Consider the following 26465-nt stretch of genomic DNA (forward strand, 5'->3'; position numbering starts at 1 on the left):
ACGCCGGCGCACGCCCCCGGCCGCGGGCCGCACGCACCCCCCTCGCCGCACCCGAAGGCCCCCCCGCCACCCGCGCGCCCGCGGCCCCGCCGCACGCGAAAGGGCCCCGTACACCCGTACGGGGCCCTTTCAGGTACCAGCGGACGCGCCGTGACGCGTCAGCGGCGGGCGACGCCCTCCGCGCGGGCGGCGGCGGCCACCGCGGCCGCGACGGCGGGGGCGACCCGCTCGTCGAACGGCGACGGGATCACGCAGTCGGCGGCGAGCGCGTCGCCCACGACGTCCGCGATCGCGTTCGCGGCGGCGATCTTCATGCCCTCGGTGATCCGGGAGGCCCGGACCTGGAGCGCGCCGGCGAAGATGCCCGGGAACGCGAGGACGTTGTTGATCTGGTTCGGGTAGTCCGAACGGCCGGTGGCCACGACCGCCGCGTACTTGTGCGCGACGTCCGGGTGGACCTCGGGGTTCGGGTTGGCCATGGCGAACACGAAGGCGTCGGGCGCCATGGACGCGACCGCGGCCTCGGGGACCGTACCGCCGGAGACGCCGATGAAGACGTCCGCGCCGGCCAGCGCGTCCTCCAGGGAGCCGGTCAGACCGGCCTTGTTGGTGAGCCCGGCGATCTCGCGCTTGACGTCGGTGAGGTCGCCGCGGTCGCTGCTGACGATGCCCTTGCGGTCCGTCACGCAGACGTCGCCGAGGCCGGCCTCCAGCAGGAACTTGGCGATGGCCACACCGGCCGCGCCCGCGCCCGAGATGACCGCACGCAGCTCGCCGAGGGTCCGGCCGGTCAGCTTCGCCGCGTTGCGGAGGGCGGCGAGGGTGACGATGGCGGTGCCGTGCTGGTCGTCGTGGAAGACCGGGATGTCCAGCCGCTCCTGGAGCCTGCGCTCGATCTCGAAGCACCGGGGCGCCGAGATGTCCTCCAGGTTCACGCCGCCGAAGGAGGGGGCGAGCCGGACGACGGTCTCCACGATCTCGTCGGTGTCGGTGGTGGCGAGCGCGATCGGCACCGCGTCCACGCCTCCGAACTGCTTGAAGAGGATTGCCTTCCCCTCCATGACCGGAAGCGAGGCCTCCGGGCCGATGTCGCCGAGTCCGAGCACCGCCGTGCCGTCGGTCACGACCGCGACGACCTGGGACTTCCAGGTGTAGTCGTTGACCAGCTCGGGGTTCTCTGCGATCGCGGTGCACACCTTGGCGACGCCGGGCGTGTACGCGAGGGACAGGTCGTCCTTGTCGCGCAGCGGCACGGTGGCCGTGATGGCCATCTTGCCGCCGCGGTGCAGCGCGAAGGCCGGATCGAAGGGCTCGCCGGGAGCCCCTTCGGTACCGCTGTCGCTGCGAGGATTGACGATCTCCGCTGCCATTGGGTTGACCCCTTAAGTCTTCTTCATTTGAGGGTGGCCGCTCCTGGATGAGGAGGGGTGGGTGGGTCCCGCAGCCGCCGTGTCTGGCAGCCGCGCGGGCGCGCCGCACAACGCGCCCTGAGCCCCGGATGAGGGGTGTAAGGATCCTTCTTACCGGACGGACGGGTCCGGAGACGAGTCCATACCTCCTCGGTGACGCGACTCATACCGAGCGCTACCGGGCACGGACGGAGAACGACACGTCACGCGATGTCCGGAAAGATGTATTCCCCACCCGAATAGCGGCCTTCGTATCGTCCGAATGTCGAGATCAGCGGGATAATTTTCGGTAGGGACAGCGACTTCCCGCAGAAGGTTCCGCCTAGGGGGGCCCGGCCACCGGGTATCAGAAGCGACCCGTTACCCGATTTTGACATCCATGGCCGTCGGAATGAGGTGGTCCGAATGGCAAGATGCCGTAATCACACGAGGTCGCGGCACTCGAAGGTGCGTGCGCGGCCTATTGGCAACTCCCGACACGCCGGAGGAACCCGACCATGACCGCACGCTCCACGCGCTGTACGACCGCCAAGACCCGCACGTCCCGTCTTGCCGCGGTCGCCGCCATCGCGGTCGCCGGCTCCATGCTGCTGACCGCCTGTGGCGACCAGACCAACAGCGGATCGACCAAGGACGGCGGCTCCTCCTCCGCCGGTGCGAACAAGGCCCCGCTCTTCTCGAAGCTCCCGGCCGACATCCAGAAGTCCGGCGTCATCAAGGTCGGCACGGACGCCTCGTACGCCCCGATGGAGTTCACCGAGGGCGGCAAGATCGTCGGCATCGACCCCGACATCGCGGACGCGCTCAGCAAGCAGCTCGGTGTGAGGTTCGAGTTCACCTCGGGCACCTTCGACGGCCTGATCACCTCGATCTACACCGGCCGCCAGGACCTGATCATGTCCGCGATGACGGACAACAAGAAGCGCCAGGAGGGCCTGGACGACAACGGGAAGAAGATCGGCAAGGGCATCGACTTCGTCGACTACTTCTCCTCCGGCGTCTCCCTGCTCGTCAAGAAGGGCAACCCGCAGGGCATCAACTCCCTCGACGACCTGTGCGGCAAGACCGTCGCCGTCCAGCGCGGCACGATCTACGAGGACACCTTCAAGGCCCAGGCCACCAAGTGCGGTGACAAGAAGCTGACCATCCAGGCCTTCGACACCGACGCCGAGGCGCAGACCCGCGTGAAGGCCGGCGGCGCCGTCGCCGACCTGAACGACTACCCGGTGGCCGCGTACATCGCGAAGACCTCCGGCGGCGGCAACGACTTCGAGGTCGTCGGCAGCCAGAGCGACGTCGGCCTCTTCGGCATCGGCGTCTCCAAGGAGAAGACCCAGCTGCGCGACGCCGTCAAGGAAGCGCTCGACGCGAGCATCAAGGACGGCTCCTACGCCGCCGCCCTGAAGAAGTGGAACGTCGAGGACAGCGCCGTGAAGCAGGCCACGATCAACGCCGGCAAGTGACCTCCTCGCTCCACTGAAGGGCAGTCGTCATGACTGACAAGATCTCCAAGGACCCGGCCGCCGCTCCGGCCGGGCCCGGCCCCTCGGGTAAGCCGTACGAGGCCATCAAGGCCATCCCCGTACGGCACTACGGCCGCTGGGTCAGCGCCGTCGTGGTGGTAGCGCTCCTCGGCTGGCTCGTCTACGCCTTCTCCCAGGGCAACATCATCTGGGACACGGTGTGGGACAAGCTGTTCGACTCTTCCGTCCTCGACGGACTGAAGAACACGATCATCATCAGCGTCGCCTCGATGGCGCTCGGCCTGGTGCTCGGCATCCTCTTCGCCGTCATGCGCCTGTCGAAGAACCCGGTCACCGGCGCGGTCGCCTGGCTGTACATCTGGTTCTTCCGCGGCACCCCGGTGTACGTGCAGCTGCTGGTCTGGTTCAACCTGTCGCTGATCTTCGAGTACATCAACCTCGGGCCGATCTACAAGAACGAGACCGTGGACGTCATGACGCCGTTCATGGTCGCCCTGCTCGGCCTCGGCCTCAACGAGGGCGCGTACATGGCGGAGATCGTCCGCGCCGGCATCCAGTCGGTCGACGAGGGCCAGACCGAGGCCTCCCACGCGCTGGGCATGTCCCAGACGAAGACCATGTGGCGGGTCGTGCTGCCGCAGGCCATGCGCGTCATCGTGCCCCCGACGGGCAACGAGTTCATCAACATGCTGAAGACCTCGTCGCTGGTCTCGGCCGTGCAGTACACCGAGCTCCTGCGCGCCTCCTCGAACATCGGCACCACGGCCGGCGCCGTGATGGAGATGCTGTTCGTGGCCTCCATCTGGTACCTGGCCCTGACCAGCGTGTTCAGCGTCGGGCAGTACTACCTGGAGCGTCGTTTCGCCCGCGGCTCCCTGCGCAGCCTGCCGCCCACCCCGTGGCAGCGCGTCAAGAAGAACATCGTCACGTTCAAGCGTTCCCCGGAGGCGACCCGATGACCGGTCAGCCCATGGTCAAGGCCGAAGGCGTCCACAAGTCCTACGGCGCGGCACACATCCTCCGGGGCATCGACCTGGAGGTCCAGAACGGCGAGGTCTTCTGCCTGGTCGGCCCGTCCGGCTCCGGCAAGTCGACCTTCCTGCGCTGCATCAACCACCTGGAGCGCATCGACGGCGGCCGGCTCTCGGTCGACGGCGAGCTGGTGGGCTACCGCCAGAAGGGCGACAAGCTCTACGAGCTGAAGGACAGCGAGGTCGCGGCCCAGCGCCGGGACATCGGCATGGTCTTCCAGCGCTTCAACCTGTTCCCCCACATGACGGCCCTGGCCAACGTCATGGAGGCGCCCATCCAGGTGAAGGGCGAGTCCAAGGCGGTGGCGCGCGAGCGCGCCGAGCGCCTGCTCGACCGCGTCGGCCTCGGCGACAAGACGGGCAACTACCCCTCGCAGCTCTCCGGCGGCCAGCAGCAGCGCGTCGCCATCGCGCGCGCGCTGGCGATGGAGCCGAAGCTGATGCTCTTCGACGAGCCGACCTCGGCGCTCGACCCGGAGCTCGTGGGTGACGTCCTCGACGTCATGCGCGACCTCGCCGAGTCGGGCATGACGATGATCGTCGTCACGCACGAGATGGGCTTCGCCCGCGAGGTGGGCGACTCGCTGGTCTTCATGGACGGCGGCGTGGTGGTCGAGTCGGGCAACCCGAGGGACGTCCTGACCAACCCGCAGCACGACCGGACGAAGGCGTTCCTGTCCAAGGTCCTCTGACCGACGGCATCCGGAACGACCCATCGGGCTGGGGCCCCGCCGTTTCTCGCGGCAGGGCCCCGGCCCGTCCCGTTCCCGTTTACGCCCCCTCTACAGGGAAGCTCAGGAAACCCTCAAGGAATGCGAAATCGCCGGACCGGGCCGGGGCATCGCCATAACGTCCACGGCGACCGTCCTGCCGAATCTCCGGTCAGGGCACGAAAGGGGGGGTTTCATGTGAACCGCTTCCCGCAGACGACCGCACGGCCCTTCGTTGTTCCGGTCACCCCGCCGGCGAGATAGCCATTCGGGCGGTCCGGACGGGTGGTTCGAGGGTGGTGTCGCAGAAGACACACGCCTGCCCGTCGGGAGCCATTACCGCGAAGGGCTTCGCCCCCCTTTTTCCGTTCCACCCGGTTCCCTACTTGACCGCCAGCACGATCGTGTCCGACGGCGAGGCCCAGACCGTGCGGGCCTCGCCGAAGCCGGCGGCGCGCAGGGTGTCGGCGTGCCAGCGAGGCGCGGGCATGTCGCCGTCGGCGTGCTCGCCGTAGATCTCGAAGCGGCGGGCGGTGGGCCCGGCGAGGACCGGGTCCGCGGCGGCGAGGGCCCACCAGTCGGCCCAGTCGAGCGCGCCCGCGGCCTTCGCCTCGTCCATCCGCGCGTGGCGCTGGGCCCGCTCGGCGGCGTTGATGCGCGGGGTGCCCTGGTCGATCATGTGGTCGGCGTTCATGAACACCCCGCCCTCCCGCACGATCCCGGCCAGCTGCCCGTAGAGCGCGGCCAGCGGCTCGCTGTGCAGCCAGTGGAGGGCGGTGGCCGTGAGGACGGCGTCGTACGAGTCGTACGGCAGCGCCTCGGCCCAGCGGGGGTCCTTGAGGTCGGCGGTCACGAAGCCCACCCGCTCGTCGCCGGCGAAGTACCCCTCGGCGATGGCGAGCAGGGCGGGGTCGAGGTCGACGCCCGTGCTGGTGGCCTTCGGGAACCGACGGAGCAGCCGGTCCGTAATACTTCCCGTACCGCAGGCGAGGTCGAGCACGCGGGGCTCCGGCCCGACGAGCGCCTCGACCATGTCGAGCATCACGCGGAACCGCTCCTCGCGGTCCGGCATGTACCACTCCTGCTGACGGTCCCAGCTCTGCTGCCAGGCCGCCCAGTCGGTTCCGGTCACCGCCGCGTCCGTCATCGCTCCACCCTCATCCTCAACGTAATACCCTCAAAGTGAACGTGTCACTTACGCTCCCCCGCATCGACCCTAGACCGCCGGAGTAAGGACTACAAGTGGAACTGGCCTATTACTCGGATTACGCCGTCCGCCTGGTCAACACCGAGGAGCCGGCCCGCTCCAAGGACTCCCTGACCTCGGTCGAGGCGGTCCGGGAGCTCTTCGGCGCCGCCTCCCAGATGGCCCGGCGGGTGACGGACACCGACGTGACCCGCTTCCGCGGCGTGCGCGCCCGGCTGCGCGCGGTCTTCACGGCGGCCGACGAGGGCGACCACACCCAGGCCGTGGACCTGCTGAACTCCCTCCTCCTGGAGTTCCCGGTCAGCCCCCAGATCTCCGGCCACGACTACCTGGACGAGGACGGCCGGCCGCGGTGGCACATGCACCTCGCCGACCACCCGTCGAACGCGACCGCGGGCTACGCCGCCATCGCGGCGATGGGCCTCGCCTTCCACCTCACCGAGTTCGGCGCCGACCGCCTCGGCCTGTGCCAGGCCGCGCCCTGCCGCAACGCCTACCTCGACACCTCGACCAACCGCTCCCGCCGCTACTGCTCCGACCGCTGCGCCACCCGCGCCAACGTGGCCGCCTACCGCGCCCGCAAGCGCCTGGAGGCCGAGCGCGCCGAGCCGACCGGCCGCACCGCGGAGACCAGCCAGGCGAGCACCACCCCGATCGACCGCTGACGCCCGGGGGTGACGGGCCGGTACCGCGCCCGCACCCGCCCGAGCACCAGCTGCGCCGGTACGACGCCGAAGACCCGGCTGTCCCCCTCGGCGTCCGGGTTGTCCCCCAGCACCCACCACCCGCCGTCCCGGCGCTCGACCAGCCGCTTCACGATCAGCAGATCCTGCTGCAGCGGATGCCGCAGCACGGCCACGTTCCCGGGCCGCAACCGCGCCCCGTACTGCACGAACAGCTGATCGCCGTGGAGCAGGGTGGGCACCATCGACACCCCCGTCACCTCGGCGATCCCGAACGGGGCCCCGGGCTCCCGCCCCGATCCCACCATCGATTACCTCCCGGTCCGATCGTCCACGAGTCCCACACCACCCCTGGACTTTTGTCCTAAGCCCTAGGGGGCGCTCGCGAAAACGTGCTTCTCACCGAGTAATGTCCCACCTGAGAAGACGATCACGAGGAAGGACAGCAGCATGCTCTCCCGCCTGTTTGCCCCCAAGGTGAAGGTCAGCGCCCACTGCGACCTCCCCTGCGGCGTGTACGACCCGGCCCAGGCCCGCATCGAGGCCGAGTCGGTCAAGGCCGTACAGGAGAAGTACCAGGCCAACGAGGACCCGCACTTCCGCGCCCGCGCCACGGTCATCAAGGAGCAGCGCGCGGAGCTCGCGAAGCACCACGTGTCGGTGCTGTGGAGCGACTACTTCAAGCCCCCGCACTTCGAGAAGTACCCCGAGCTGCACACGCTCATCAACGACACCCTGAAGGCCCTGTCGGCGGCCAAGGCCTCGACGGACCCGAAGACGGGCGAGAAGGCGCTGGAGCTCATCGCCGAGATCGACCGCATCTTCTGGGAGACGAAGAAGGCCTGACCTCCGGTCATCCCTTCCGGCCCGCGGTCCCCGTGACCGCCGGGTCCTCCTCGCCGCACCCGCCCCGCAGGCCGCCGCACACGGCGCCCCTGGGGGACGGGTGCGGTCTGCGTTCAGGCGCCGGCCCTTCCGCTACGTCCCACCGGCCCCGGCCGCCGCTCACTACGCTCACGGGCATGACCATGCCTTCACCCCCACACCTGACCCCGGAAGCCGCCCGGGCCCTCCAGGGCATGATCCGGACACAGATCGGGCCGGGGCTCACCGAGCGGGAGCTCGACGCGGTCGAGGCGCGGTTCGGCTTCACCTTCGCGGTCGACCACCGCGTCTTCCTCTCGGCCGGCCTGTTCCGCGCCGAGCACGAGCAGGCCGACACCCTGTTCGACCAGGTGCTGGCCGAACTCGGTCTCCTCCAGACCCTCCCCGCCGACATCACCGACCTCCCCTGGGAGGCGGCCCGCTGGGAGCTCGTCCGCTGGTGGCTCCAGCTGATCGTGAACGGCAGCCTGGCCCCCGGCGCCGGCGGTGACCTGATCACGTACGAAGGGTGGGGCGCCCTGGCCCGGCCTCACACGCTCAGGCCGCTGGTCGACAGGACCGAGGCGTACAACGACTGGGCCGCGATCCGACTCGGCGACGACCGGAAACCCCTGGCGGACTCGATCGTCGAGGAGGCCGGCCACCTGCTCGCCGGGCCCTGGCCGCCGCGGGAGTGATATCACCGGCGACAGACGAGGACGCCGCCACGGCAGGTGATCCCGTACGCCCCGTGCCGGGCGATGTGGTCGGCCACCAGCGTGCGGGCTCGGTCGATGGTCGCGTCGAAGGGCACGTGCAGGAGCTGGAAAACGGAGCCGTCTCAGCCCGTCGTGCCAGCCCCCGGCCCCGTTGGGGCCAGCGTGGCCGCGGCGATGTCGGAGTAGTCGGCCCAAGCCTCGAAGCGTTGGCGGTGGAGGGCGCTCGTGTTCTGCATGACCTCGCGCCGCAGCGCCGTGACCAGCTTCGACTCCAGCTCGGCGTTCAGGCGGCCCATCGCTCGGAGCGTGTGCGCCATGGAGACCGCCTGGTACGGCAGCAGCCGTGGCGACGTGCTGCCCGGGTCACGCGCGTAGGCGTACAGCATGCCCTCGAAGTGCGGGGTCGCCAGGTTCACCGCGCTCGCGCCGTACCAGTCGCGGACGATGGTCGCGCACAGCTGCGGTACGGATTCCTTCGCCCCGGGCTCGTCCTCGCCCAGTCCTCTCGCGATGGCGAGCGCGCGACCCGCGCTCGCCGCGAGCAGCGAACGCTGGACCGGCGGCGTGAGCACGGCGTCCGGGGAGGAGAGCAGCGCGCCCCAGAACGCCCTTTCGTCCGCTGGCCGGGCACCGACCATCCGGATCGCACCGCCCAGCGCGACGTGACGCTCATACCGGGACAGCCCGGCGAACGCGGCGAGCACCTCCGACCGGTCGGCGAAGGCCGGACGTGAGGCGAGGACGAGGTACCGCCCGATGACGGCCGGGGCGGTGAGGCCGACCGGTGACAGGGCGGCCCGGCATTCCTCGCTGCCGGCGAAGCCGTGCAGCTCGAAGAGGGCGTCCGAGGTGCGACAGGCCGCACCGATGTCGTCGCGCACGATCTCCCGTCGGTCGGTGGAGGCCGCGGTGCGCTCTCTGCCCCGGAGGAATTCCTCCAGGGCGGAGGGCTCGAGCTCGGTCCACCCGCGGACGGACTCGGCCACGTGCACGGGCGCGCGCCGCTCCTGCGCCACGGCGAGATCGCGGAGCTCGGCGCCCAGCAGCTGACGACGGAAGTCCGGCGCCAGCTCCGCCGCGTGGGAGGCGAGGACGTGGGACAGGAGCACGTACTGCTCCAGCCCGCGCGCGAGGGTGTTCCGAGCCACGACGTCCAGGTGCTCGCCCAGACACCGGCGCACCGCCGGGAGCGCTCCTCCGAGCGTCCGGGAGTCGCCGACCGTCGAGAAGAGGGCGGTGAACTCGTCCGCGGTGAGCAGGGGCAGGTCCCAGGCGAGCGTGTCGCCTCTCAGGCGGTCGCCGATGACCTCCTCCAGGCGCCCGCTCAGCTCGGCCTCCCCGTGGGTGTCCGCCCACGCCATCAGGCGAACCAGGTGCCCGACGTGTCGGTTGGCGAGCGCGTCGCGGAGTTCGGGCCAGGCTTCGGCGCTCGCGAGCCGGTCCCGGAACGCCGTCGCCAGCTCCGGACGCCTCCGCTGCAGGAAGGCGTGGTACTGGATCACCTCGTCAGGTCCCCGGCGCATGCAGTGACGCACCACCTCGGGGATCGACGCGCCGACCCGCTCCGCCATGACGGCGACGAACTCGGCGCTCCGCTCCGCGATCTCGCCGGCCCGGAAGCAGCTGCCCAGGTCGGACGAGCTGGCCCGGCTCATTTCCTCCGCCACGTCGGCGGCCCGGACGTCGAAGAGGATGGCGAACAGCCTCCTGCCCAGCTCGTCGTCGAACTGGCGGGCGGCCAGCCCGACGTTCAGCAAGGACCAGACCGGCGCGTCGTAGGACCAGGCGATGAACTCCTGCCGTACCACGGGCTGCTTGAGCAGGGTGCTGAAGAAGGCGGCAGTTCGTGGGAGCAGCTTGAGGAACTGCAGGAAGTGCATGACCTCCGGCGGTGAAGACTGCTGGACCTTGGCGGCCAGGAGTTCCTGCTCCAGGGAGAGCTGGTGGTCGATGTCCGGGAGCCGCGCGACACCGAGGGAGTCGAGCTGGCGGGTCGTCCGCGACAGGTTGGACAGATTGGCCCCCGCGAGGACGTCCTCGCGGATGACGCCGTCCACGACCAGGTGCGCGAGGAGCCGCACGGCGTCGGTGCGGCGTCCGGCCTGGACGAGTCGCGAGGCGATCCCGCAGGCGACATAGGGCTCGGTGACCGCGATCTGCTTCAGCTCCGCGGAGTCGGTCGATACGCCCAGCGCGCGCAGCAGCAGCCGCGCCACCGCCGGATGCCCCAGGGTGTAGTAGCGCTCGCGGGAGTGGACGAGACCTTCCATGACGAGCGTCGACAGGCCGTTGGAGACGAGCGAGCCGGCGCTCAGGCCGAACTCGTACCGTCCGGCCGTGGCCAGGCGGCGCAGGTTCTCTTCCTCTTCGGCGCTGCGACCGGTGAGATACCGCGACCGGATGAAGGCGACGGCGTCCTGCTGGGAGAGCGCGGTGGCGCCGGCCGCCAGCCGGCCGATGCTTCCGCGCATCGCCAGCGCGAACGTCACCAGGTCGGGGAACGTCTCCTTCCAACTCATGAGGGCGCCGCCCGACGGCAGGGCCAGGGCGGCATGGGCGAAGGCATCCGTCCGGCGCCACACGGCGAGCAGCGACCTGTCGCTGACGGTGAGCCTCACGGTCGGCACGCGGTTGTCGTGCTCGTCGCGCCGGGAGAGCAGCAGCATGAAACCGCGACCGCAGGTGGCCAGCCAGTGATTGACGAGGTTCCGTTCCAGACGGGCATCGAGGTGTGTGTTGTCGACGATGAGCAGTCTGCCCGGCTCGTCGAGGGTGCTGAGGCGGTCGAGCAGCAACGTCGTGTCGGTGGCGCTGAACGGCGTGTTGAGACTCGCCAGGTCGACGTAGAAGGCCGTGTCCGCCCGCTCGGCGTCCCGTCCGACCATGGCCGCCAGCGTGGTCTTCCCCGTGCCCGACTCTCCGGAGACGCGGGCGATGCGGCGCGTGCTCAGGTGATCGACGACCTCGTGCAACTCGGGCAGCGGGGCGGTCGTGGCGGCGCCGTACTCGTCACGCTGCAAGGCGATGGTCGCCGGGTCGCCGTCGCCGTAGACATCGGCATCGTCGATCCGGACGAAGGGCGCGATCGACGGGACGGGGTCCGTGCCTTCCGCTTCGGCAGGGGGCAGTAACCGGGCGAGCAAGGCGTACAACACCTCGGCCGAGGCGCGGGCCGCGAACCGCTTGTGCCGATCGTCCTTGTCGCTGTCGGCGTGATCCATGACGCCCTTGGCGATCAGGCAGTACGGCACCCGATGCTGGTGCGCCACCGTGGCGACGGTGGCCGCCTCCATCTCCACCGCGGCGATCTTTCGCGCCCCCATGCGCTGCAACCGGGCCCACAGCCCGGGATCGGCGACCACCGCGCTCCCCGACGCCATCGGGGCCGCCACCACCTCGAAGGGCAGACGCCGCGGCCCGTCCACATCGTCGTACAACCGCCTCTGCACCGACTCGGCGCCCTGGTCGGTCAACTCCAGCCCGGCGCGGGCACGGCCGATCCATCCCCCCTGTTCCCATTGCCGCAGCCGCGCCCCCCCATGTGCCTTCCGGGAAGTACCGGCGAAGCGCGGGGTGGCTCCGCGGATCCTGGCCCCGGTACAAGCGTTCCAACAGCCACGGCAACGCGTCCTCGTCGTCGGCCGGGCGGTGGCTGGGCAGCCCGCTGGGCGTGAAGTCCTGCACCGCGTGAAGCCACCGGTGGTCCAGCCGGAACTGCCGATGGTCGCCTTTCAGCCCTGCCGGGGACTGCTTGCCCTCGTCCCATTCGTAGACCGGGTCGGCCACCACGACGTCCCCGAGGGCCACCTCGTCGGGGTTGCCCGCGCACACCCCGCACATGGCCAGGCATCCGGGCTGCAACAGCTGGGTCAACGCGGTGACGATGGGCGCCGTTTCCCGGCTGCCCATGTGCGTCGATCGCGCCAACGCCACCGAGAGGCGGCGGCCGTCCGCTCGACGGTACTCACCCCACCAGTACGGGGCCGGTCCCCCCGCGCCGCGCTCCTCCCACCGCGCCACCCCAGGGTCGCCGGACACCCCGGCGAGGCCCGCGGCCTTCGCCGCTGCCAGCTCCTCCGGCAACGTGGCGATGACCAAAACGTCGACCCGGTCCACCGACACCTGGAGGCCACACCTCTCCGAACAATGCGGCCCGGTACCAGGCCCCCCGAATCGGACGAGGGCGTCCCGAGTCTCGTGAAACCTCGGTGACGACCCGTTCGTACTCTATGCCGCGGTGCCGACGGGCTCCAGGGATCCGTCGATGAGTGAGGGTTTCCAGGGGCGGTCGATTCCCGGCCGCTGCCCCGCCCCCCTTGAAGTCGGCGGCAAGGTTTCGGCAAGGGCCCCGCAAGGGGGTGGACGGGGGTGTGGGGGAGGTTCGTCGGCGGACTGGTCGGGTGAGCCGAGGCGGGGGTTGTGATGGACGGAGTGGTCAGGAATCCGGCGCAGTGGGTGACCCTGCAGGGGTGCCGCAAGGTGCTGGTGGTCGTGCACACCGAGGTGTACGGGCGACGGTTGCGGGAGCTGCTGCCGTTGCTGGCGGCGGATCTGCGGGTGCAGGTCGCCTTCACCGTCGCGCCGCACGCCTTCAACGGCGGGGCCCTGCGGGCGCTGCACGGGCTCGGCGGGGTCGTGCTGCCGTGGGAGGAGGCGGTGCGCGGCGAGTTCGACCTCGCGCTCGCGGCCGGCTCGCAGGGAGTGGAGCGGCTGCGGGCGCCGCTCGTCCGGCTGCCGCACGGGGCCGGGCACATGAAGCTGGCGCGGGTCGCGGACGCGCGGCGGCCGGGTGAGCCCCGGGGGGTCGGGGGGATGGGGCGGTCGTACCTGATGTGGGGCGACCGGGTGGTACCCGCCGCGTACGCCGTGGCCCATCGGGAGGATCTGGAGCTGCTGCGCGCGTCCTGCCCCGAGGCGCTGCCCGTCACGGAGGTCGTCGGGGACGGCGTCCACGACCGGATCGCCGCCAGTCTGCCGCTGCGCGAGCGCTACCGGATGGCGCTGGGGCTGCGCCCCGGCGAGCGGCTGGTCCTCGTGTCGTCGACGTGGGGGCTCGGCTCGTCGTTCAACCGGCTGGACGCGCTGCTGCCGCGGCTGCTCGCCGAGTTGCCGGACCGCGCGTACCGGATCGCGGTGCTCGTCCATCCCAACGTCTGGTCGGGGCACGGCGACTGGCAGGTACGGGCCTGGCTGGACACCCTGCGGCGGCGCGGCATCACTCTGGTGACGCCGGACGCCGACTGGCGGCCGTTGCTGGTCGCGGCGGACTGGGTGATCGGCGACCACGGCTCGGTCACGCTGTACGCCACGATGACGCCGGCCGCGATCCTGCTGGCCCGCTTCCCCGAGGAGGACGTCAATCCGGCCTCCCCCGGCGCCGAACTGGCCCGGGTCGCCCCGGCGCTCTCCCCCGCGCACCCGCTGGCGGAGCAGCTGGCGTACGCGGCGGCGGAGTACCCGGCGGAGGCGTACGCGCGGATCGCGGGCCGGATCTCCTCCGAGCCGGGGCGGTTCAACGCGAACATGCGACGGCTGCTGTACCGGATCCTCCGGCTCGGCGAGCCCGCGTACGAGCCGGCCACGGCCCCGCTGCCGGACCCGCCCGCGCTGGACTCGGGCACGGACGACCGGTCGGGAGCCTGCGCGTGACCGCCGCCGCGGCGTGCGAGGAGCTGCTGTGCGTCGCGCTCGACGGCGGCGCGAGCGAGGCCTGGCTGCAGTGCGCGGACGTGCTGGCCGCCCCGGACGCCCTCCCCCACCCGGCGGCCGTGCGGCTCGCCGGGGCCGTGCTGCTGAGGTATCCGGGGTGCCTGGTGAGCGTCGTACGACGGGCCGAGGGCGGGTTCGTCCTCGGGCTGCGGGTGAGCGGGTCCGGGAGCGTGAGCCTGGTGGTCGTGCTCAGGGAAGCGGGTCCGTCCCGGCCAGGCGGGCGCGCAGCCGCGTCGCGTCGGACTCGCTGACCGGGGCGTAGCGCGCCAGGGACCGCTCGTACAGCTCCCTGGCCGCGGCCGGGTCCCCGCGCAGGGCGGCGGTCTCGCCGAGCATTTCGAGCACCCTGCCCTGCCAGTGGACCGAGCCCGTCGCGACGAACTCGTCCAGGGCCTGCCGCAGCACCGTCTCGGCGTCCTCCCCGGTGGTGTGCCGTGCTCCGGCGCGGGCCAGCGCCAGCCCGAGGAAGGCCAGGGCGCGGGCCGCGTCGTACGGGTCGGCCACCGCGACGAGTGCGGCCCGGGCCTCGGCGAACGGGGCCAGGGCCTGCCCGGGGCGGCCCGCCGCCAGGGCCGCGTCGCCGAGGCAGATCCGGGTCATCGCGGCGCCGCGCCGGTAGCCGATGGCCTCGCGCAGGGCCAGCGCCTCGGTCAGGTACGCGGTGGCCCGGTCGAGCCGGCCGGCCAGCAGGTGCGACTGGCCGAGGCCGTGCAGGGCCTGGGCCTCGGCCTTGCGGTCGCCGTCCTCGCGGGCGCCGCGCACCGCCTCGGTGAACCACTCGACGGCCTCGTCGGACCGCCCGGCGTTGCGCAGGCCGACGCCGCCCGAGGTCAGCATGCGGCTGAGCCCCGGCCGGTCCCCCGGCCCTCAGGGCGGCGGCGCGGCCGGTCTCGTGCGCCTCGACCCACAGGTCGTACGGGCGCAGCCGCAGGAAGAGCGGCCACATCGCGTCGGCGAGCTGCCAGGCGGTGGCGTCCCAGCCCTGTTCGGCGGCGGTCCGCAGGGCGGCCATGAGGTGGAAGCGCTCGGTGTCGAGCCAGGCGAGCGCCGCGGCGGGGCCGTCGAAGGACGGCCGGTGGCCCGGCGGGTGGGCGTAGTCGCGGCGCAGGGTGCGGTGGCTGGGCGTGAGCAGTGCCTCGGCCGCGGTGGCGGTGGCCAGGTAGTGGTCGACGACCCTGCGGACGGTCGCCCGGCGGTCGGCGGGGTCCTCGGTGTCGACGGCGAGCTGCCCGGCGTGGGCGCGGACCAGGTCGTGGAAGCGGTAGCGCCCGAGGCCGGTGGTGCCGTCGGGGCCCAGGTCCTCCAGGAGGCTCACCTCGGCGAGGTCGTCGAGCAGCCGGTCGCCCTCGTCGGGGCCGACGGCGCAGGCAGCGGCGGCGACCGGGCCGTTGAGGACGGTGACCGGCGGCAGGCCGAGGCGGCGGTAGCCGCGGGCGAGTTCGGGGGTGAGCTGGTGGTACGAGGCGTCCAGCGCGAGCCGTACGGCGTGCTCGCCGCCGAGGCTGAGCGCGTCGAGCCGGGCCGCGCCGGATCCGCCGAGCGCGCCCGCCATGGCGGAGAGGGACTGCTGGGGCCGGGCGGCCAGCCGGGCCGCGGCGACGGAGACCGCGAGCGGCAGGCCGGCGCAGAGGGCGGCGACCTCCTCGGCCGCCTCGGGCTCCCGCCGGACCCGCTCGGCGCCGATCCGCCCGGCGAGCAGCTCGACGGCGTCGGCCGGGGACAGCACGCCGAGCTGCTGGAAGGAGGCGCCGTCGATGCCGAGGGCCGTCAGCCGCCCGCGGCTCGTGACGACGACGAGGCTGCCCGGGGAGCTGGGCAGCAGCGGGCGGACCTGGGCGGCGCTGAGGGCGTTGTCGAGCATGACGGCGAGCCGGAGCCCCGCGGTGTGGGAGCGCCAGAGCGCCGCGGACTCGGCGGGCTCGACGGGGACGTCCTTGACACCGAGCGCCCGGAGGAACCGCCCGAGGATCTCGCCGGGGGCGGCGGGGCCGGCGTCGGGCAGGTGGCCGCGCAGGTCCGCGTAGAGCTGCCCGTCCGGGAAGCGGTCGGTGAGGCCGTGGAGCCAGCGGGTGACGAGCGACGACTTGCCGACCCCGGCGGGTCCGCTGACGACGGTGAGGAGCGGGCGGCCGCCGAGCTGCGGGAGGAGTGCGTCCAGGGCGTCGAGGGCGTCGGCGCGCCCGGTGAAGTGCTCGGGCGCGGGGAGGAGTTGCCGCGGGGCCGGCCGTACGTGGGGGGCGGGCGGGGTGCCCGCTGCGGGCGGTACGTGGATGTGGACGTCGCCCCGGACCTCGCCGGCCTGCACGACGGAGCCGTGGACGGTGGCCGCACCGGTGAGGGTGTTGGCGGTGGCGGTGTCATTGTTGGCGGCGGTGGCGGCGGTGACCTCGGCCGTCCAGTGCCGCAGGACGCTCCCGAGCCGTGGGTCCGCGGCCGCCGCGCGGGCGAGCCGCCGCGCCAGTTCCGCGCTGGTGGCGGGGTGGGCGGCCGGCCCGCCGCGTAAGAGGTCGGCGACCGCCGGGTCCGCCCCGAGATCCCTGAGCCGGTCGACGAGAACGCGCCACATTTCAGGGCGTGCCGCCCCGTTGATCAGGGCAGTGGTGAGCTGTGGAGCCGTCACGGCTTCCATATCTTCCGTCTCCCCCCGTATGTCCGTCGGCGCCTATGACTCTGGCCTTCTTGGACGGCATGACCCCTACCCTCAATTGACCCAAATCAGACCGAACGCTCTGATCAATTGAGATCAACAGATCATTCTGGCCAAGCAATTTGATCGAGTGGCGCCATCTTTTGACCGAGTTGGCATCGTGTCATCCTTTGCCCTCTACAAGCGAGTGCAGGCACACATGTGCGGGCCTACCGGCGATAGGGGACGCTCGGTGGACTTCGGAATACTTCTGCTCGGCCCCGTGGAATTCCGCTCGGACGGCACCCGCGGCGCGCCGGGAACGCCGAAGGAACGGCTGGCCCTCGCCGCCCTGGCCCTGGACGCGGGCCACCCCGTCACGCTCGACGCCCTGGTGCACCGGGTGTGGGACGACCGGCCGCCCAGCAAGCCCCGCGCCAGCCTGCACGTGTACGCGGCGCGCATCCGGCGCCGCCTGCACGCCGCCGGGGACCCGGCCCGCCTGGTGCAGGGCGCGCACGCGTACACCCTCGAGATCGACCCGGACCTGGTGGACTGGCACCGCTTCCGGCGGCTGACCGACGAGGCCCGCGCGCTCGCCGACGGCGGGGACACCGCCGGCGCCCTGGACCGGCTCACCGCGGCGGACGGGCTGTGGCGCGGCGAACCGCTCGCGGGCCTCTCCGGCCTGTGGGCGGAGGCGACCCGGTCCCACGTCAACGAGAAACGGCTCGCCGCCACCCTCACCCGGACCGCGATCGAGCTGCGGCTCGGACGTCACGCCGAACTCGTCCCGGACCTGACCGCGCTGCTCGACGAGCACCCGACCGACGAGACCATCGCGGCCCAGCTGATGACGGCCGCCTACGGCTGCGGGCGCCAGGCGGACGCCCTGCGCACGTACGACTCGGTCCGCCGACGGCTCTCCGAAGAGCTCGGGACGGACCCCGGCGAGGCCCTGTCCCGGGTCCACCGGCTGGTTCTGGACCGCGCGCCCGTCACGGAGCTGCTGCCGCACCCGGCGCCGTCGCCCGCCGCGCCCCACACGCTGCCGGGACACGGGGACCTCGTGGGCCGGGAACGGGAACTCGCCCTGCTCACGGACGGGCTCGCCGGCCTCCCGCCCGACCCGGGGACGGCGGAACCCGGTGGTCCGGGCAGCGGAAGCAGCGGCGGAAGCGCGGGCGCCGGTGGCGGTGGCGGTGGCGGTGGCGGGGTCATCGCGCTCCAGACCATCGCCGGCATGCCCGGGGTCGGCAAGTCCCTCCTCGCCGTCCACGCCGCCCGGCTGCTCTCCGGCCGCTACCCCGACGGCCAGGTGCTGCTCGATCTGCGCACCCACGCCCCCGGGCGCCAGGGCCTGAGCGCGCAGGCGGCGCTCTTCACCCTGCTGCGGGTCTTCGGCGTGGCGGCCGACTCGATCCCGGCGGACCCGGACGAACGCACCGCGCTCTGGCGCACCCTGCTCAGCAGCCGCCGTGCCGTGATCGTCCTCGACGACGCGGCGGACGCGGAGCAGGTGCGGCCGCTCCTTCCCGGCAGCTCCCCGTCCCTGGTGATCGTCACCAGCCGACGGAGGCTCACCGGGCTCCCCGGGGTCCGCTCGCTCTTCCTCGACATCCTCCCCGCCGCCGACGCCGCGGCGCTCTTCCGGCGGCTGGTCGGCGACGACCGGGTACGGGACCCGGAGGACGTGGCGCGCATCGTCCGGCTCTGCGGACACCTGCCGCTCGCGGTCGAACTGGCCGCCGGACGCCTGGCGTCCCGCCCCTCGTGGACCACCTCCCACCTGGTGGAGAAACTCATGAGGACACCCGGCAGGCTCGCGGAGATCAGGGACGGATTCCGCGAGATAGCCCGGGTATTCGAAATGTCGTACCAGGACCTGACAGAAGAACGAAGGAAGGCGTTCCGGCTGCTGAGCCTGCACTTCGGATCGACTTTCGGACCCCATGCCGCCGCCGCGATCACCGGCCTTTCCCCCGGCGAGGCGGAACGCGCGCTCGACTCGCTCCTCGACGATCATCTGCTCTCCGAACCGGCGCCGGAACGCTTCCAGTTCCACGACCTCGTCGGTGAATTCGCCCGCATGCTCGCCGCCATGGAGGACTCGCCGGGCGAACGCGATCGTGCGCAGGGGCGATTGATCCATTTCTATGTGCACGCATCACGGCGGGCCGCCCGGTTGATCCATCCGCGCCGGTTCCGGTACGAGCCCGCCGCGCATCCCCCGCCGGAGGCCCCGGAGTTCGCCCTGCCGGAGTGGCGTGACGCGCAGGCCGCACGGGACTGGCTCGCCCTGGAGCGCCCCGGGCTGGTCGCCGCCGAGTACTGCGCGCGCACCCACGGCCGCCCGCTCGAAGCCGCGCTGCTCGCCGGCGCCCTGGCCGGTTTCCTGGAGGAGGACGGGCACTGGAGCGAGGCGCAGCGCATGCACGGGCCCGCGGCGCGCCACTGGAGCGCGGTGGGCGACGCACGCGGCGAGGCCGCCGCACTGATCGACCTGGCCGGCGCCCAGTCCCGGGCCGGCCGCTACGAACGCGCCCTGTCGAGCGCCCACCGCGCCCTCGACCTCGCCCGCACGGTCGGCGACCCGGAGACGGAGGCCGAGGTCCGCCATCTCCTCGGCGTCGTCCACTGGAACCTCGGCCGGCACGCCACCGCACTGACCCTCCAGAGCGCGACGCTCGAATTACGGCGGCGGACCGGGGACGTCTGGCAGATAGCCCGGTGCCGGAACAACATGGGCATCACGCATCTGTTCCTCGGGAACTACGAGGCGTCCGAGGAATCCCTCCATTCCGCCCTCAAGGGATTCCGATCCTGCGGCGACGAACGGGAAGCCGCCCGCGTCCTCAACAACCTGTCGGATCTGTACATCCACCTCGGCGAGCGGAACACCGCGCGGCGCGCTGCCCTCGAATCCCTTTCCCTCCTCAAGAGAATAGGAAGCGATACGGAACGGGCTTCCGCGCAGGTGAACCTCGCCAGCACGATGATCGCCGAGAACGAATCCGAGGAGATGCTCGCGCTGTACCGCGAAGCCCTCTCGGTCTTCCGGAGAGTGGGCGACCTGCGCAATTCCGCCGCCACGCTCCACAGCATCGGCGACGCCCTCCGTGCGGTGGGACGCAGAGCGGACGCGGCCCTGCACTACAAGGGCGCATGGACGGCGGCCCGGGACATCGGAGCGGCGCACGAGGAGACGGAGGCCCGGCGGGCGCTCCAGGCGCTGCATTCTCGGGGTTGACTCTTCTGGCATATTCAGTCGACACATTCACCGGCACCGACGGGCAGAGAACTTATCAGAACGATCTGTTCCACGCGGCCGGTTTGCAAGCAATGCGGAAGTGGTGCTGAGATCCCGTCGAGCGCAACGAAGCGCACCGGAACGACTCTTAGCGAGCGACATGAACAACATGACCACACGAATGCTCATCTGCCTTGTCGGCACCGCCGCCGCCATCGGCGTCGCGATATGCATTCCGTCCTCGACGACCGAAACCGACTCCCTCCTCGCCGTCTCCGTCGTCGACCGCACCTGAACACCTTGGGCCCGGATTCCCGGGCCCAAGCTCATTCCCCGTCCGCCACCCGCAGGGAATACCGCCGCTTCTCCTTCGACGTCGCGCCCAGACGGTCGTAGAAGCGGATCGCCCCCTCGTTCCCCAGTGCTCGGAACTTCTGGTTCTGGAGCGACAACATGGCGACGGCCACCCTGCCCCCGCTCGGCAGCGGGAACCCTGTGGTCCCCACAGAGGGCATGACGACTACATCCCGTTCCCCGCTCGCGGGCACGGTCTACGAAACCACCCTCCGCGGAGTACGGTGCGTCCGGCTCTCGGTGCTGACCGACGAAACGACCAGCCCTGAGCGGCAGCGCGAAGCCGGCGACATCGCCGCGGCAGCCCTCGGCATCGACTTCGGCGAGGGTGACCAGCTCCGAGAAGCCATCGACCTGGACGTGAGCGCGTCCAAGGTTTCCCCGTTCGACCGCCCACAGCTCGGCGGGTGGCTCGCGAAGCCAGACGAGTTTGACGCACTGGTCTGGTGGCGCTTTGACCGCGCCATCCGGTCCATGGCGGACATGCATGAGCTTGCCAAGTGGGCCCGCGAGCACAGGAAGTTGCTTGTCTTTGCCGAAGGGGTCGGGGGCGGGCGCATCGAATTCGACTTCCGCAACCCGCTGGCGCCCACTGGCGAACTGATGATGATGTTGTTTGCGTTCGCTGCACAGGTGGAGGCGCAGAGCATCAGCGATCGGGTGACCGGAGCCATGGCGGCTATCCGAAAGATGCCGCTTCGTTGGAGTGGCGGAGGGATGCCACCGTACGGATACATGCCCGCCCCTATGCCCGAGGAGTACGGCGGAGTCGGTTGGACGCTCATCCCGGACCCGGATGCAGTCAGGATCATTGAGCGCATCGTTCGGCTACTCCTGGACGGGTTGTCCGCGTCAGCCATTGCAGTACAACTCAACGCAGACAACGTGCCGAGCCCGCGCGACCACTGGTCGCTGATGAAGAACAGAAAGACGGGCGGTCGCATCGGCGGACGCCAGTCGATCACCCGCGAGCGGTTCCGCTGGACGGGTTCCGCCATCCGTCGGATGCTCCTTAACCCAACGCTCCTCGGCTGGAAGATGCACCGAGGCGTGCCGGTCCGAGATGCCCAGGGCAACCCCGTGATGATGACGGAAAGCCCGATCATGACGCGCGAGGAATACGACCGGGTGGGCGCCATCCTGAACAAGCCCCGATCCGCGAGCCCGGTACGCGCCGCACGGGTAGACACAGACGCCCTGCTACTCACTGTGATCCACTGCGCGAGCTGCGGGGAGCGCATGTACCTCGATAAACGACGGACCCACGCCACCGCCGCCCCCAAGTACGTATGCAACAGCCGTACCCGGGGGGTACAGTGCGCGGCACCTGCCTACATCCGCGGGGACTGGACGGATGACTACGTGACCGCGGAGTTCCTGCGGCTGGTGGGCACCATACAGACGACACAGGTTGTTGAGATCCCGGGCTATGACCCCGAGCCCGAGCTACTGGCCACCCTCGCCGAGTTCGAGGAGCACCAGAAACAGCAGGGCCGCCAGAAGTCAAAGCACGCCGCGGCAAAGTGGCAGGAACGTGCGGACGCGCTCGACGCACGCATCGCCGATCTAGAGACGCGCGAGAAGCGCGAGCCGCAGCGGATCGTGACGCGGACTGGGCGCACCTTCGCGGACGAGTGGGCCGAGAAGAACACTGCGGGCCGGCGAGCCATGCTCATTGAAGCTGGGGTGAGACTGGACGTTCGGCGCGGCACGCGGGGAGGGTGGCGGAAGCTCGACACTCGGCGCGTGGACTTCAGCATGACTGGAGAGCTGGACCCCGCCGCGGAATCGCTCGCTGTTGCCGCAGGCGACCACGAAGCGTACAAGCGGGGACACAAGCCCCCAGCCCCGGGCAGCTCGGCAAGGCTCGTGGAGTCATGTCAAGAGCGGGTGACTGTGGCCGCGTGATCCGGTTACCCTCGCCGTAGCCCGTGCCGGTATGGAGAGCGCGGGTGAGGCACGGCGCTTCTAGGACTAGTCCGAGAATGCAGTACACCCGTGCCGACAACGAGCCGAGCCCCGGTAGTCCCTCGCGGACCGCCGGGGCTTTGGTGTGCCCGCAGCGGGGCCGACCAGCGGGCCGAGCCATGACGGTATGACGGTTCAGAGTGTTTTTTCGTATGCACAAGAAAAAATAAGGAGAAAACCAAACCGTCCTCGAAACGCCATCCCGTCATGCTCGGACCTCGGGAGTTCGGTGGCCCCCCACACCACACGAGGGACCGCGCGGCACGGCTCGTGGCTGGACGGATAGAGCGGGACACCTCTGGTCCCGACAACACAGTGAGGGACCGCACGGAGTCACCGAGCACGCCGCACGGTGGGTGCCGGGACACCTCTGGTCCCCACAACAGAGTGAGGGCGGGACTACCGCGCACCCACCCCGAGGGGGAACCACGGCGGACCGAGTGCCTGCCCTCACATCAGCTCTGTCCGTGCACCACGCACCCCGCCGTTACGGGGGTGGCCGCAGGGGTCGTGTGACAGAGCGCGGGGACCGCACCGCCCATGAGTAACCGCCCTTGACCGGGGCGCCGAAAGGGGTCGTAAGCGCGTGCGGTCCCCACAGTGTCCGGACCGGCCCCGCCGGCGAGGACGACCAAGCCCACCTGACCCAACAGAGCAGAGGTGCGCGGTACCGGCCCCGGCCCCGGCTCGGGGATATCGGCCGCAGAGTTCCGGGTTCGAGTCCCGGGGTGGGCACGCAGAGAACGACGACCAGGCCGACGACATCGAGGGGGCGCCATGCGCTGTATCGACTGCACGGAGCCGGCGACCCATCGGGGCCGCTGCAAGACCCACCACGGGGCGTACGAGCGACGACCGACCGTCCGCACATGGCGAGCACGGAGCCGACGACGAGCGGCCCGCAATGACGCTGCTGCACGACTCCGCCGGATCGTCGAGCGGAAGGGGCACGCGTGGTGTGACTGGTGTCTAGACGACTTCCCCGCGGCAGACGTGGACGTGGACCACGTGCGGCCCCTCTCGATGGGAGGGACCGACACGGGCGGCAACGTTCAGGTCTTGTGCCGGGGGTGCCACGCGCTGAAGACGCGGACGGAGTTCGGGCGCGCTGCCTAGCGCTGTGCCCACCATGCTCCCGCCGCCCCCCCGACGGTGGTGATTAGGGCGACGAGCCACCCCGGGACGCGCTGCACGGTCAAGTGCAGTCCTCCAAAGCGGAGTTCGAGGGCGGGGCGCACGGTGGGGGTGTCGGTCACGGATTTCACGGCTTCCCTTTCGTCGATTGGGCGCCTTAGTAGACCACAGAATCGGTCTAGTCATTTCTTCCTAGATGTTGCTTCCAAAATCCCGCACGTGGGTTGCAATTCCTGTCCATAAATTCTTCCCGCCGTTTTGGAGGTGACCCCGTGCCCCGACGACCCCGCCCCCCTTGCTCGGTACCCGGGTGCCCCGAACTGACTGCCCGTGGCGGGCGCTGTGCGGCACACCAGAGGGAAGCGGACAAGGATCGGGCGTCACGTGGTGGTGCGGTCTACACCACGCGGTGGCAGCGCATCCGGCGTGCGTACCTGTACGCGAACCCGTGGTGCGTGTTGTGCGGCGGCATGGCGAACGTGGCTGACCACTTCCCTTTGTCCCGACGCGAGTTGATCGCGAGGGGTGAGGCGACTCCGGATGCGGCGAAGCATCTACGCCCGCTGTGCGTGGCGTGCCACAACCGCGAGACCGCGCGGAATCAGCCCGGCGGGTTCGCTGCTGAGGCTCGGTCTCGGCGTGAGGCGAACGAGCGTCCGCCGTTCTGACCAGGGGGTGACCCCCGTCCCCTCGCCTGCCAGAGCGGCAGGGAGGCAAAAAACTCGCATGGCTCATCAGAGCGTTTCGGTGGAGGTGAACCCCCATGGCAGTACCCGGGCAAAAGCCCAAGCCCCATATACAGGCAGTCCGCGAGGGCACGTTCCGCTCGGACCGCAACAGCGAGGGTGCGCGCTTCGCCCCTGCCGAGCCGATCGAACCGGACTGGGACGAGCTGTTGCCGGGCGACTCCGCCGAGGACGTGCGGGGCAAGGCTCGCGATGTGTGGCGCCGGACGATTCCCGCCCTGGTGGTGGCAGCCGGCTTGACCGACTCGCAGCGCGAAACGGCCATTGAGTACTGCCTAACGGTGGCTCGGCTCTGGCAGGCAGAGCGGGAGCTTTCCCGCACGGGGCTGGTAGTCGAGACAGAGCGCGGGAACGTGAAATCGCCGTGGGTGACGATTGCCCACCAGTACCGGAGTCACTTCCGCTCGCTGGTGGGTGAGCTTGGGCTTTCGCCCGCGTCGGCAACCCGGATCACCCCGCCGGACTTTGGTGGGGATGATGACGGAGACGTATTCGACTGACGGTCTGCCCGCCCCACTGGACGCACTGCGCGAACTCGGCCTCTCCGAGGGCGAGATAGCCGACGCGTGCCGCTCGCGGCCCCTGGTGGTGGCAGCACAAGCCGCGGACGCCCCGGGCGCCTACTTCGATGTGTCAGCCGCTCGCCGAGCCGTGGACGCTATCCAGTCGTTCAAGCACACGAAGGGGCGGTGGGGGAACTCCCGGCTTCGGCTCTCGCCGTGGCAGATCGTGTGGGTTATCGCCCCGGTCTTCGGATGGCTCGCGCATGACCCCGAGTTGGGGCGTGCGGTGCGGGTTATCCGCTCGGCGTGGATCGAAGTTCCGCGTAAAAACGGCAAGTCCACACTAAGCAGTGGCATCGGTCTGGTGCTGTTGCTCGCGGACCGCGAGATCGGCGCAGAGGTGTACGCGGCTGCTGGCTCGCTTCCACAGGCCGAGCGGGTCTTTGACGACGCTAAGCGCATGGCGCTCACTTCGCGGGCCGTACGGGGCCGTGTGGAGGTTCTACGGGGCCTTATCCGGGTGCCGCGTACGGGCGGTGTCTTCCGGGCCCTCTCGAAGATTGCCGAGACCGCCCACGGCTTGAACGTGTCCGGCGCGATTGTGGATGAGGTGCACGTGCACAAGCGGCGTGACCTCATCGACGCTATCGAGACCGGTACCGGTGCCCGGGATCAGCCGCTGATCATCTACATCACGACTGCCGATGAGGGCACCGAGGGCAGCATCTATGACGAGAAGCACACGTACACGCGCCGTTGCGCGGACGGCGTGGTCTCGGACCCTGGCCACTACGGCGTCATTTGGGCGGCCGATGAGACGGACGATCCGTTCGCCGAGAGCACGTGGCGTAAGGCGAATCCAGGGCTCGGAGCATCACCCTCGCTCTCTTACATGCGCCGTGAGGCCAACAAGGCACGGAGTACACCGAGTTACTTTGCGACGTTCTGTCGTCTGTCTCTCAACAGGAGGATGCGGGCCGCTTCGAGGTGGTTGCCGCTCTCGTTGTGGGACGCGAACGCGGGCAGCGTGGACGATCGGTCGTTCCGGTATCGGCGCGCGTGGGGCGGCGTGGACCTCTCCGCGGTGTCTGACCTGTCGGCATGGGTGCTCGCTGTTGAATCTCGCGTGCCCGGGGTCGAGCTGGAGTTGATCTCCCGTTTCTGGCTGCCCGAGGAGAGGGCCGACGAGCTAGAGCAACAGCTACAGGTCCCCATCCGGCAATGGGCCCGCGAGGGACTGATCACGCTTACCGAGGGCGACGCGATCGACTATGACGCCATCGAGAAACAGATTGTGGCGGACTGCCGCCGGCTGGACGTCCAGCGGATTTCGTACGACCGGATGTTTGCCGGGCAGCTCGTCCAACGCATCGAGGCGAAGACGCGCGGTGTCGACGTCGTCCCGGTCGCGCAGACCTACCTAGGCATGTCTCCGGGCTGCAAGGAACTGGAACGGCTGTTGCGCGAGGGCCGAATACGGCACGGCGGTAACCCGGTGCTCCGCTGGAACGCGAGCGTGGTGGAGGTGTACCGCGACGGCAACGACAACATGCGCCCGGTGAAGCCGGACCGCGGAAAGTCGTCCGCGCGAATCGACGGGATTGCCGCTGCGGTCATGGCACTTGACGGCTACGTGCGCCGACCACTCAAACGTCCTCGCGCTGCGAGCGCCTAGCGCTGGCCCCGCAACCGGATGTTACGGGGCGCCGCTTCTTACAAGTTACGCCACATTTCTCGTAGCGCAGTGATGACGGTCAGCGTAAGCATGACCGCACCACCTCCGGCAGCCATTGCTGCTGCGAGAGATGCACTAATCGCAAACGTGCAGATGCCGGCCACCAGGCCGACAACTAGTGCGACAGCGACGGCAAGAAGCACAGCCATCACTTTAGTGCTGGTTGGGGTTGGGGTTGGGGTCTGAGTCTGAATACTCACGTTTTCTCCTAATGGGTTAAATATCGGCCATGTATCACGTCCTTGTTTTGACTGACGGACTTGGGGGCCGAGGGCCGCCCGCATCCCTTAAGTCAGCAATTAGGGACCGTTATTCATGGATCTCTCCTCGTTT

General features: G+C 70.4%; 21 protein-coding genes. 15 read left to right on the top strand and 6 right to left on the bottom strand.

Annotated elements, in window-relative coordinates; all coding sequences use genetic code 11:
- Positions 1-158: 158 nt before the first annotated feature.
- The gene (locus ABD981_RS13500; protein WP_046907278.1) at positions 159-1370 is read right to left on the bottom strand and encodes an NAD(P)-dependent malic enzyme; all 1212 of its coding nucleotides are present in this window, start codon (positions 1368-1370) and stop codon (positions 159-161) included.
- Positions 1371-1906: 536 nt separating this feature from the next.
- On the opposite strand from ABD981_RS13500, the gene ABD981_RS13505 reads away from it, so the two are divergent.
- Genes ABD981_RS13505 through ABD981_RS13515 form a run of 3 tightly spaced genes read left to right on the top strand, consistent with a single transcriptional unit; the run spans position 1907 to position 4616 of the window.
- Entirely contained in the window at positions 1907-2872 is a 966-nt protein-coding gene (locus ABD981_RS13505; RefSeq protein WP_046907279.1) for an ABC transporter substrate-binding protein, read from the top strand.
- Between the two features lie 29 nt (positions 2873-2901).
- Positions 2902-3852 carry an amino acid ABC transporter permease gene (locus ABD981_RS13510; RefSeq protein WP_046907280.1) on the top strand — a complete coding sequence of 317 codons (951 nt, stop codon included), beginning with the start codon at positions 2902-2904 and terminating at the stop codon, positions 3850-3852.
- Positions 3849-4616, top strand: coding sequence for an amino acid ABC transporter ATP-binding protein (locus tag ABD981_RS13515; RefSeq protein WP_046907281.1), 768 nt, complete (start codon positions 3849-3851; stop codon positions 4614-4616). The genes ABD981_RS13510 and ABD981_RS13515 overlap by 4 nt, the downstream gene beginning before the upstream one ends.
- Positions 4617-5016: 400 nt before the next feature.
- Here ABD981_RS13515 and ABD981_RS13520 read toward each other — a convergent pair whose 3' ends face one another.
- Positions 5017-5781, bottom strand: coding sequence for a class I SAM-dependent methyltransferase (locus ABD981_RS13520; protein ID WP_046907282.1), 765 nt, complete (start codon positions 5779-5781; stop codon positions 5017-5019).
- Positions 5782-5876: 95 nt separating this feature from the next.
- On the opposite strand from ABD981_RS13520, the gene ABD981_RS13525 reads away from it, so the two are divergent.
- A complete protein-coding gene (locus ABD981_RS13525) occupies positions 5877-6506 on the top strand; it encodes a CGNR zinc finger domain-containing protein (RefSeq protein ID WP_046907283.1) in 630 nt (209 codons plus the stop codon).
- Here ABD981_RS13525 and sodX read toward each other — a convergent pair.
- On the bottom strand, positions 6410-6832 hold the full coding sequence (gene sodX / locus ABD981_RS13530) for a nickel-type superoxide dismutase maturation protease (RefSeq protein ID WP_123954388.1): 423 nt from the start codon (positions 6830-6832) through the stop codon (positions 6410-6412). The two genes, ABD981_RS13525 and sodX, sit on opposite strands and share 97 nt — an antisense overlap.
- Positions 6833-6974: 142 nt before the next feature.
- Here sodX and sodN point away from each other — a divergent pair, with 142 nt between their 5' ends.
- Together sodN and ABD981_RS13540 are read left to right on the top strand one after the other, a co-directional pair.
- The gene (gene sodN / locus ABD981_RS13535) at positions 6975-7370 is read left to right on the top strand and encodes a superoxide dismutase, Ni (protein ID WP_046907284.1); all 396 of its coding nucleotides are present in this window, start codon (positions 6975-6977) and stop codon (positions 7368-7370) included.
- A 176-nt stretch (positions 7371-7546) separates the two neighbouring features.
- Positions 7547-8086, top strand: a complete 540-nt coding sequence (locus tag ABD981_RS13540; protein ID WP_240495177.1) for a hypothetical protein — start codon at positions 7547-7549, stop codon at positions 8084-8086.
- 143 nt (positions 8087-8229) lie between these two features.
- Here ABD981_RS13540 and ABD981_RS13545 read toward each other — a convergent pair whose 3' ends face one another.
- Positions 8230-11556, bottom strand: coding sequence for a phosphorylase family protein (locus tag ABD981_RS13545; protein WP_345529280.1), 3327 nt, complete (start codon positions 11554-11556; stop codon positions 8230-8232).
- A 1006-nt stretch (positions 11557-12562) separates the two neighbouring features.
- Here ABD981_RS13545 and ABD981_RS13550 point away from each other — a divergent pair.
- The gene (locus ABD981_RS13550; RefSeq protein WP_338058634.1) at positions 12563-13756 is read left to right on the top strand and encodes a hypothetical protein; all 1194 of its coding nucleotides are present in this window, start codon (positions 12563-12565) and stop codon (positions 13754-13756) included.
- Positions 13753-14067, top strand: a complete 315-nt coding sequence (locus tag ABD981_RS13555; protein ID WP_046907286.1) for a hypothetical protein — start codon at positions 13753-13755, stop codon at positions 14065-14067. Before ABD981_RS13550 ends, ABD981_RS13555 begins: the two co-directional genes overlap by 4 nt.
- On the opposite strand, the gene ABD981_RS13560 is transcribed toward ABD981_RS13555, so the two are convergent.
- Positions 14006-14653: a tetratricopeptide repeat protein gene (locus ABD981_RS13560; RefSeq protein WP_345529283.1), complete on the bottom strand. Its 648-nt coding sequence runs from the start codon at positions 14651-14653 to the stop codon at positions 14006-14008. The two genes, ABD981_RS13555 and ABD981_RS13560, sit on opposite strands and share 62 nt — an antisense overlap.
- 325 nt (positions 14654-14978) lie before the next feature.
- Here ABD981_RS13560 and ABD981_RS13565 point away from each other — a divergent pair, with 325 nt between their 5' ends.
- From ABD981_RS13565 to ABD981_RS13575, 3 genes are all read left to right on the top strand, one after another.
- Entirely contained in the window at positions 14979-16319 is a 1341-nt protein-coding gene (locus tag ABD981_RS13565) for a hypothetical protein (protein ID WP_345529285.1), read from the top strand.
- A gap of 406 nt (positions 16320-16725) precedes the next feature.
- Positions 16726-19692: an AfsR/SARP family transcriptional regulator gene (locus ABD981_RS13570; protein ID WP_165590923.1), complete on the top strand. Its 2967-nt coding sequence runs from the start codon at positions 16726-16728 to the stop codon at positions 19690-19692.
- A gap of 160 nt (positions 19693-19852) precedes the next feature.
- Positions 19853-19987 (top strand): hypothetical protein, encoded by a 135-nt coding sequence (locus ABD981_RS13575; protein WP_276205572.1) that lies wholly within the window; start codon positions 19853-19855, stop codon positions 19985-19987.
- 31 nt (positions 19988-20018) lie between these two features.
- Here the strand turns inward: ABD981_RS13575 and ABD981_RS13580 are convergent, their stop codons facing one another.
- Positions 20019-20147 carry a hypothetical protein gene (locus tag ABD981_RS13580; RefSeq protein ID WP_276205573.1) on the bottom strand — a complete coding sequence of 43 codons (129 nt, stop codon included), beginning with the start codon at positions 20145-20147 and terminating at the stop codon, positions 20019-20021.
- A 58-nt stretch (positions 20148-20205) separates the two neighbouring features.
- Here ABD981_RS13580 and ABD981_RS13585 point away from each other — a divergent pair, with 58 nt between their 5' ends.
- From ABD981_RS13585 to ABD981_RS13600, 4 genes are all read left to right on the top strand, one after another.
- Positions 20206-21954, top strand: a complete 1749-nt coding sequence (locus ABD981_RS13585) for a recombinase family protein (protein WP_046907382.1) — start codon at positions 20206-20208, stop codon at positions 21952-21954.
- An 837-nt stretch (positions 21955-22791) separates the two neighbouring features.
- Complete coding sequence (locus ABD981_RS13590) at positions 22792-23130, top strand: HNH endonuclease (RefSeq protein WP_046907287.1); 339 nt, start codon at positions 22792-22794, stop codon at positions 23128-23130.
- Between the two features lie 781 nt (positions 23131-23911).
- Positions 23912-24394, top strand: coding sequence for a P27 family phage terminase small subunit (locus ABD981_RS13595; protein ID WP_123954393.1), 483 nt, complete (start codon positions 23912-23914; stop codon positions 24392-24394).
- Positions 24369-26072, top strand: coding sequence for a terminase large subunit (locus ABD981_RS13600; RefSeq protein ID WP_240495179.1), 1704 nt, complete (start codon positions 24369-24371; stop codon positions 26070-26072). The genes ABD981_RS13595 and ABD981_RS13600 overlap by 26 nt, the downstream gene beginning before the upstream one ends.
- The last annotated feature ends 393 nt before the right edge of the window (positions 26073-26465 follow it).

Source organism: Streptomyces showdoensis, assembly GCF_039535475.1.
Classification (GTDB): domain Bacteria; phylum Actinomycetota; class Actinomycetes; order Streptomycetales; family Streptomycetaceae; genus Streptomyces; species Streptomyces showdoensis.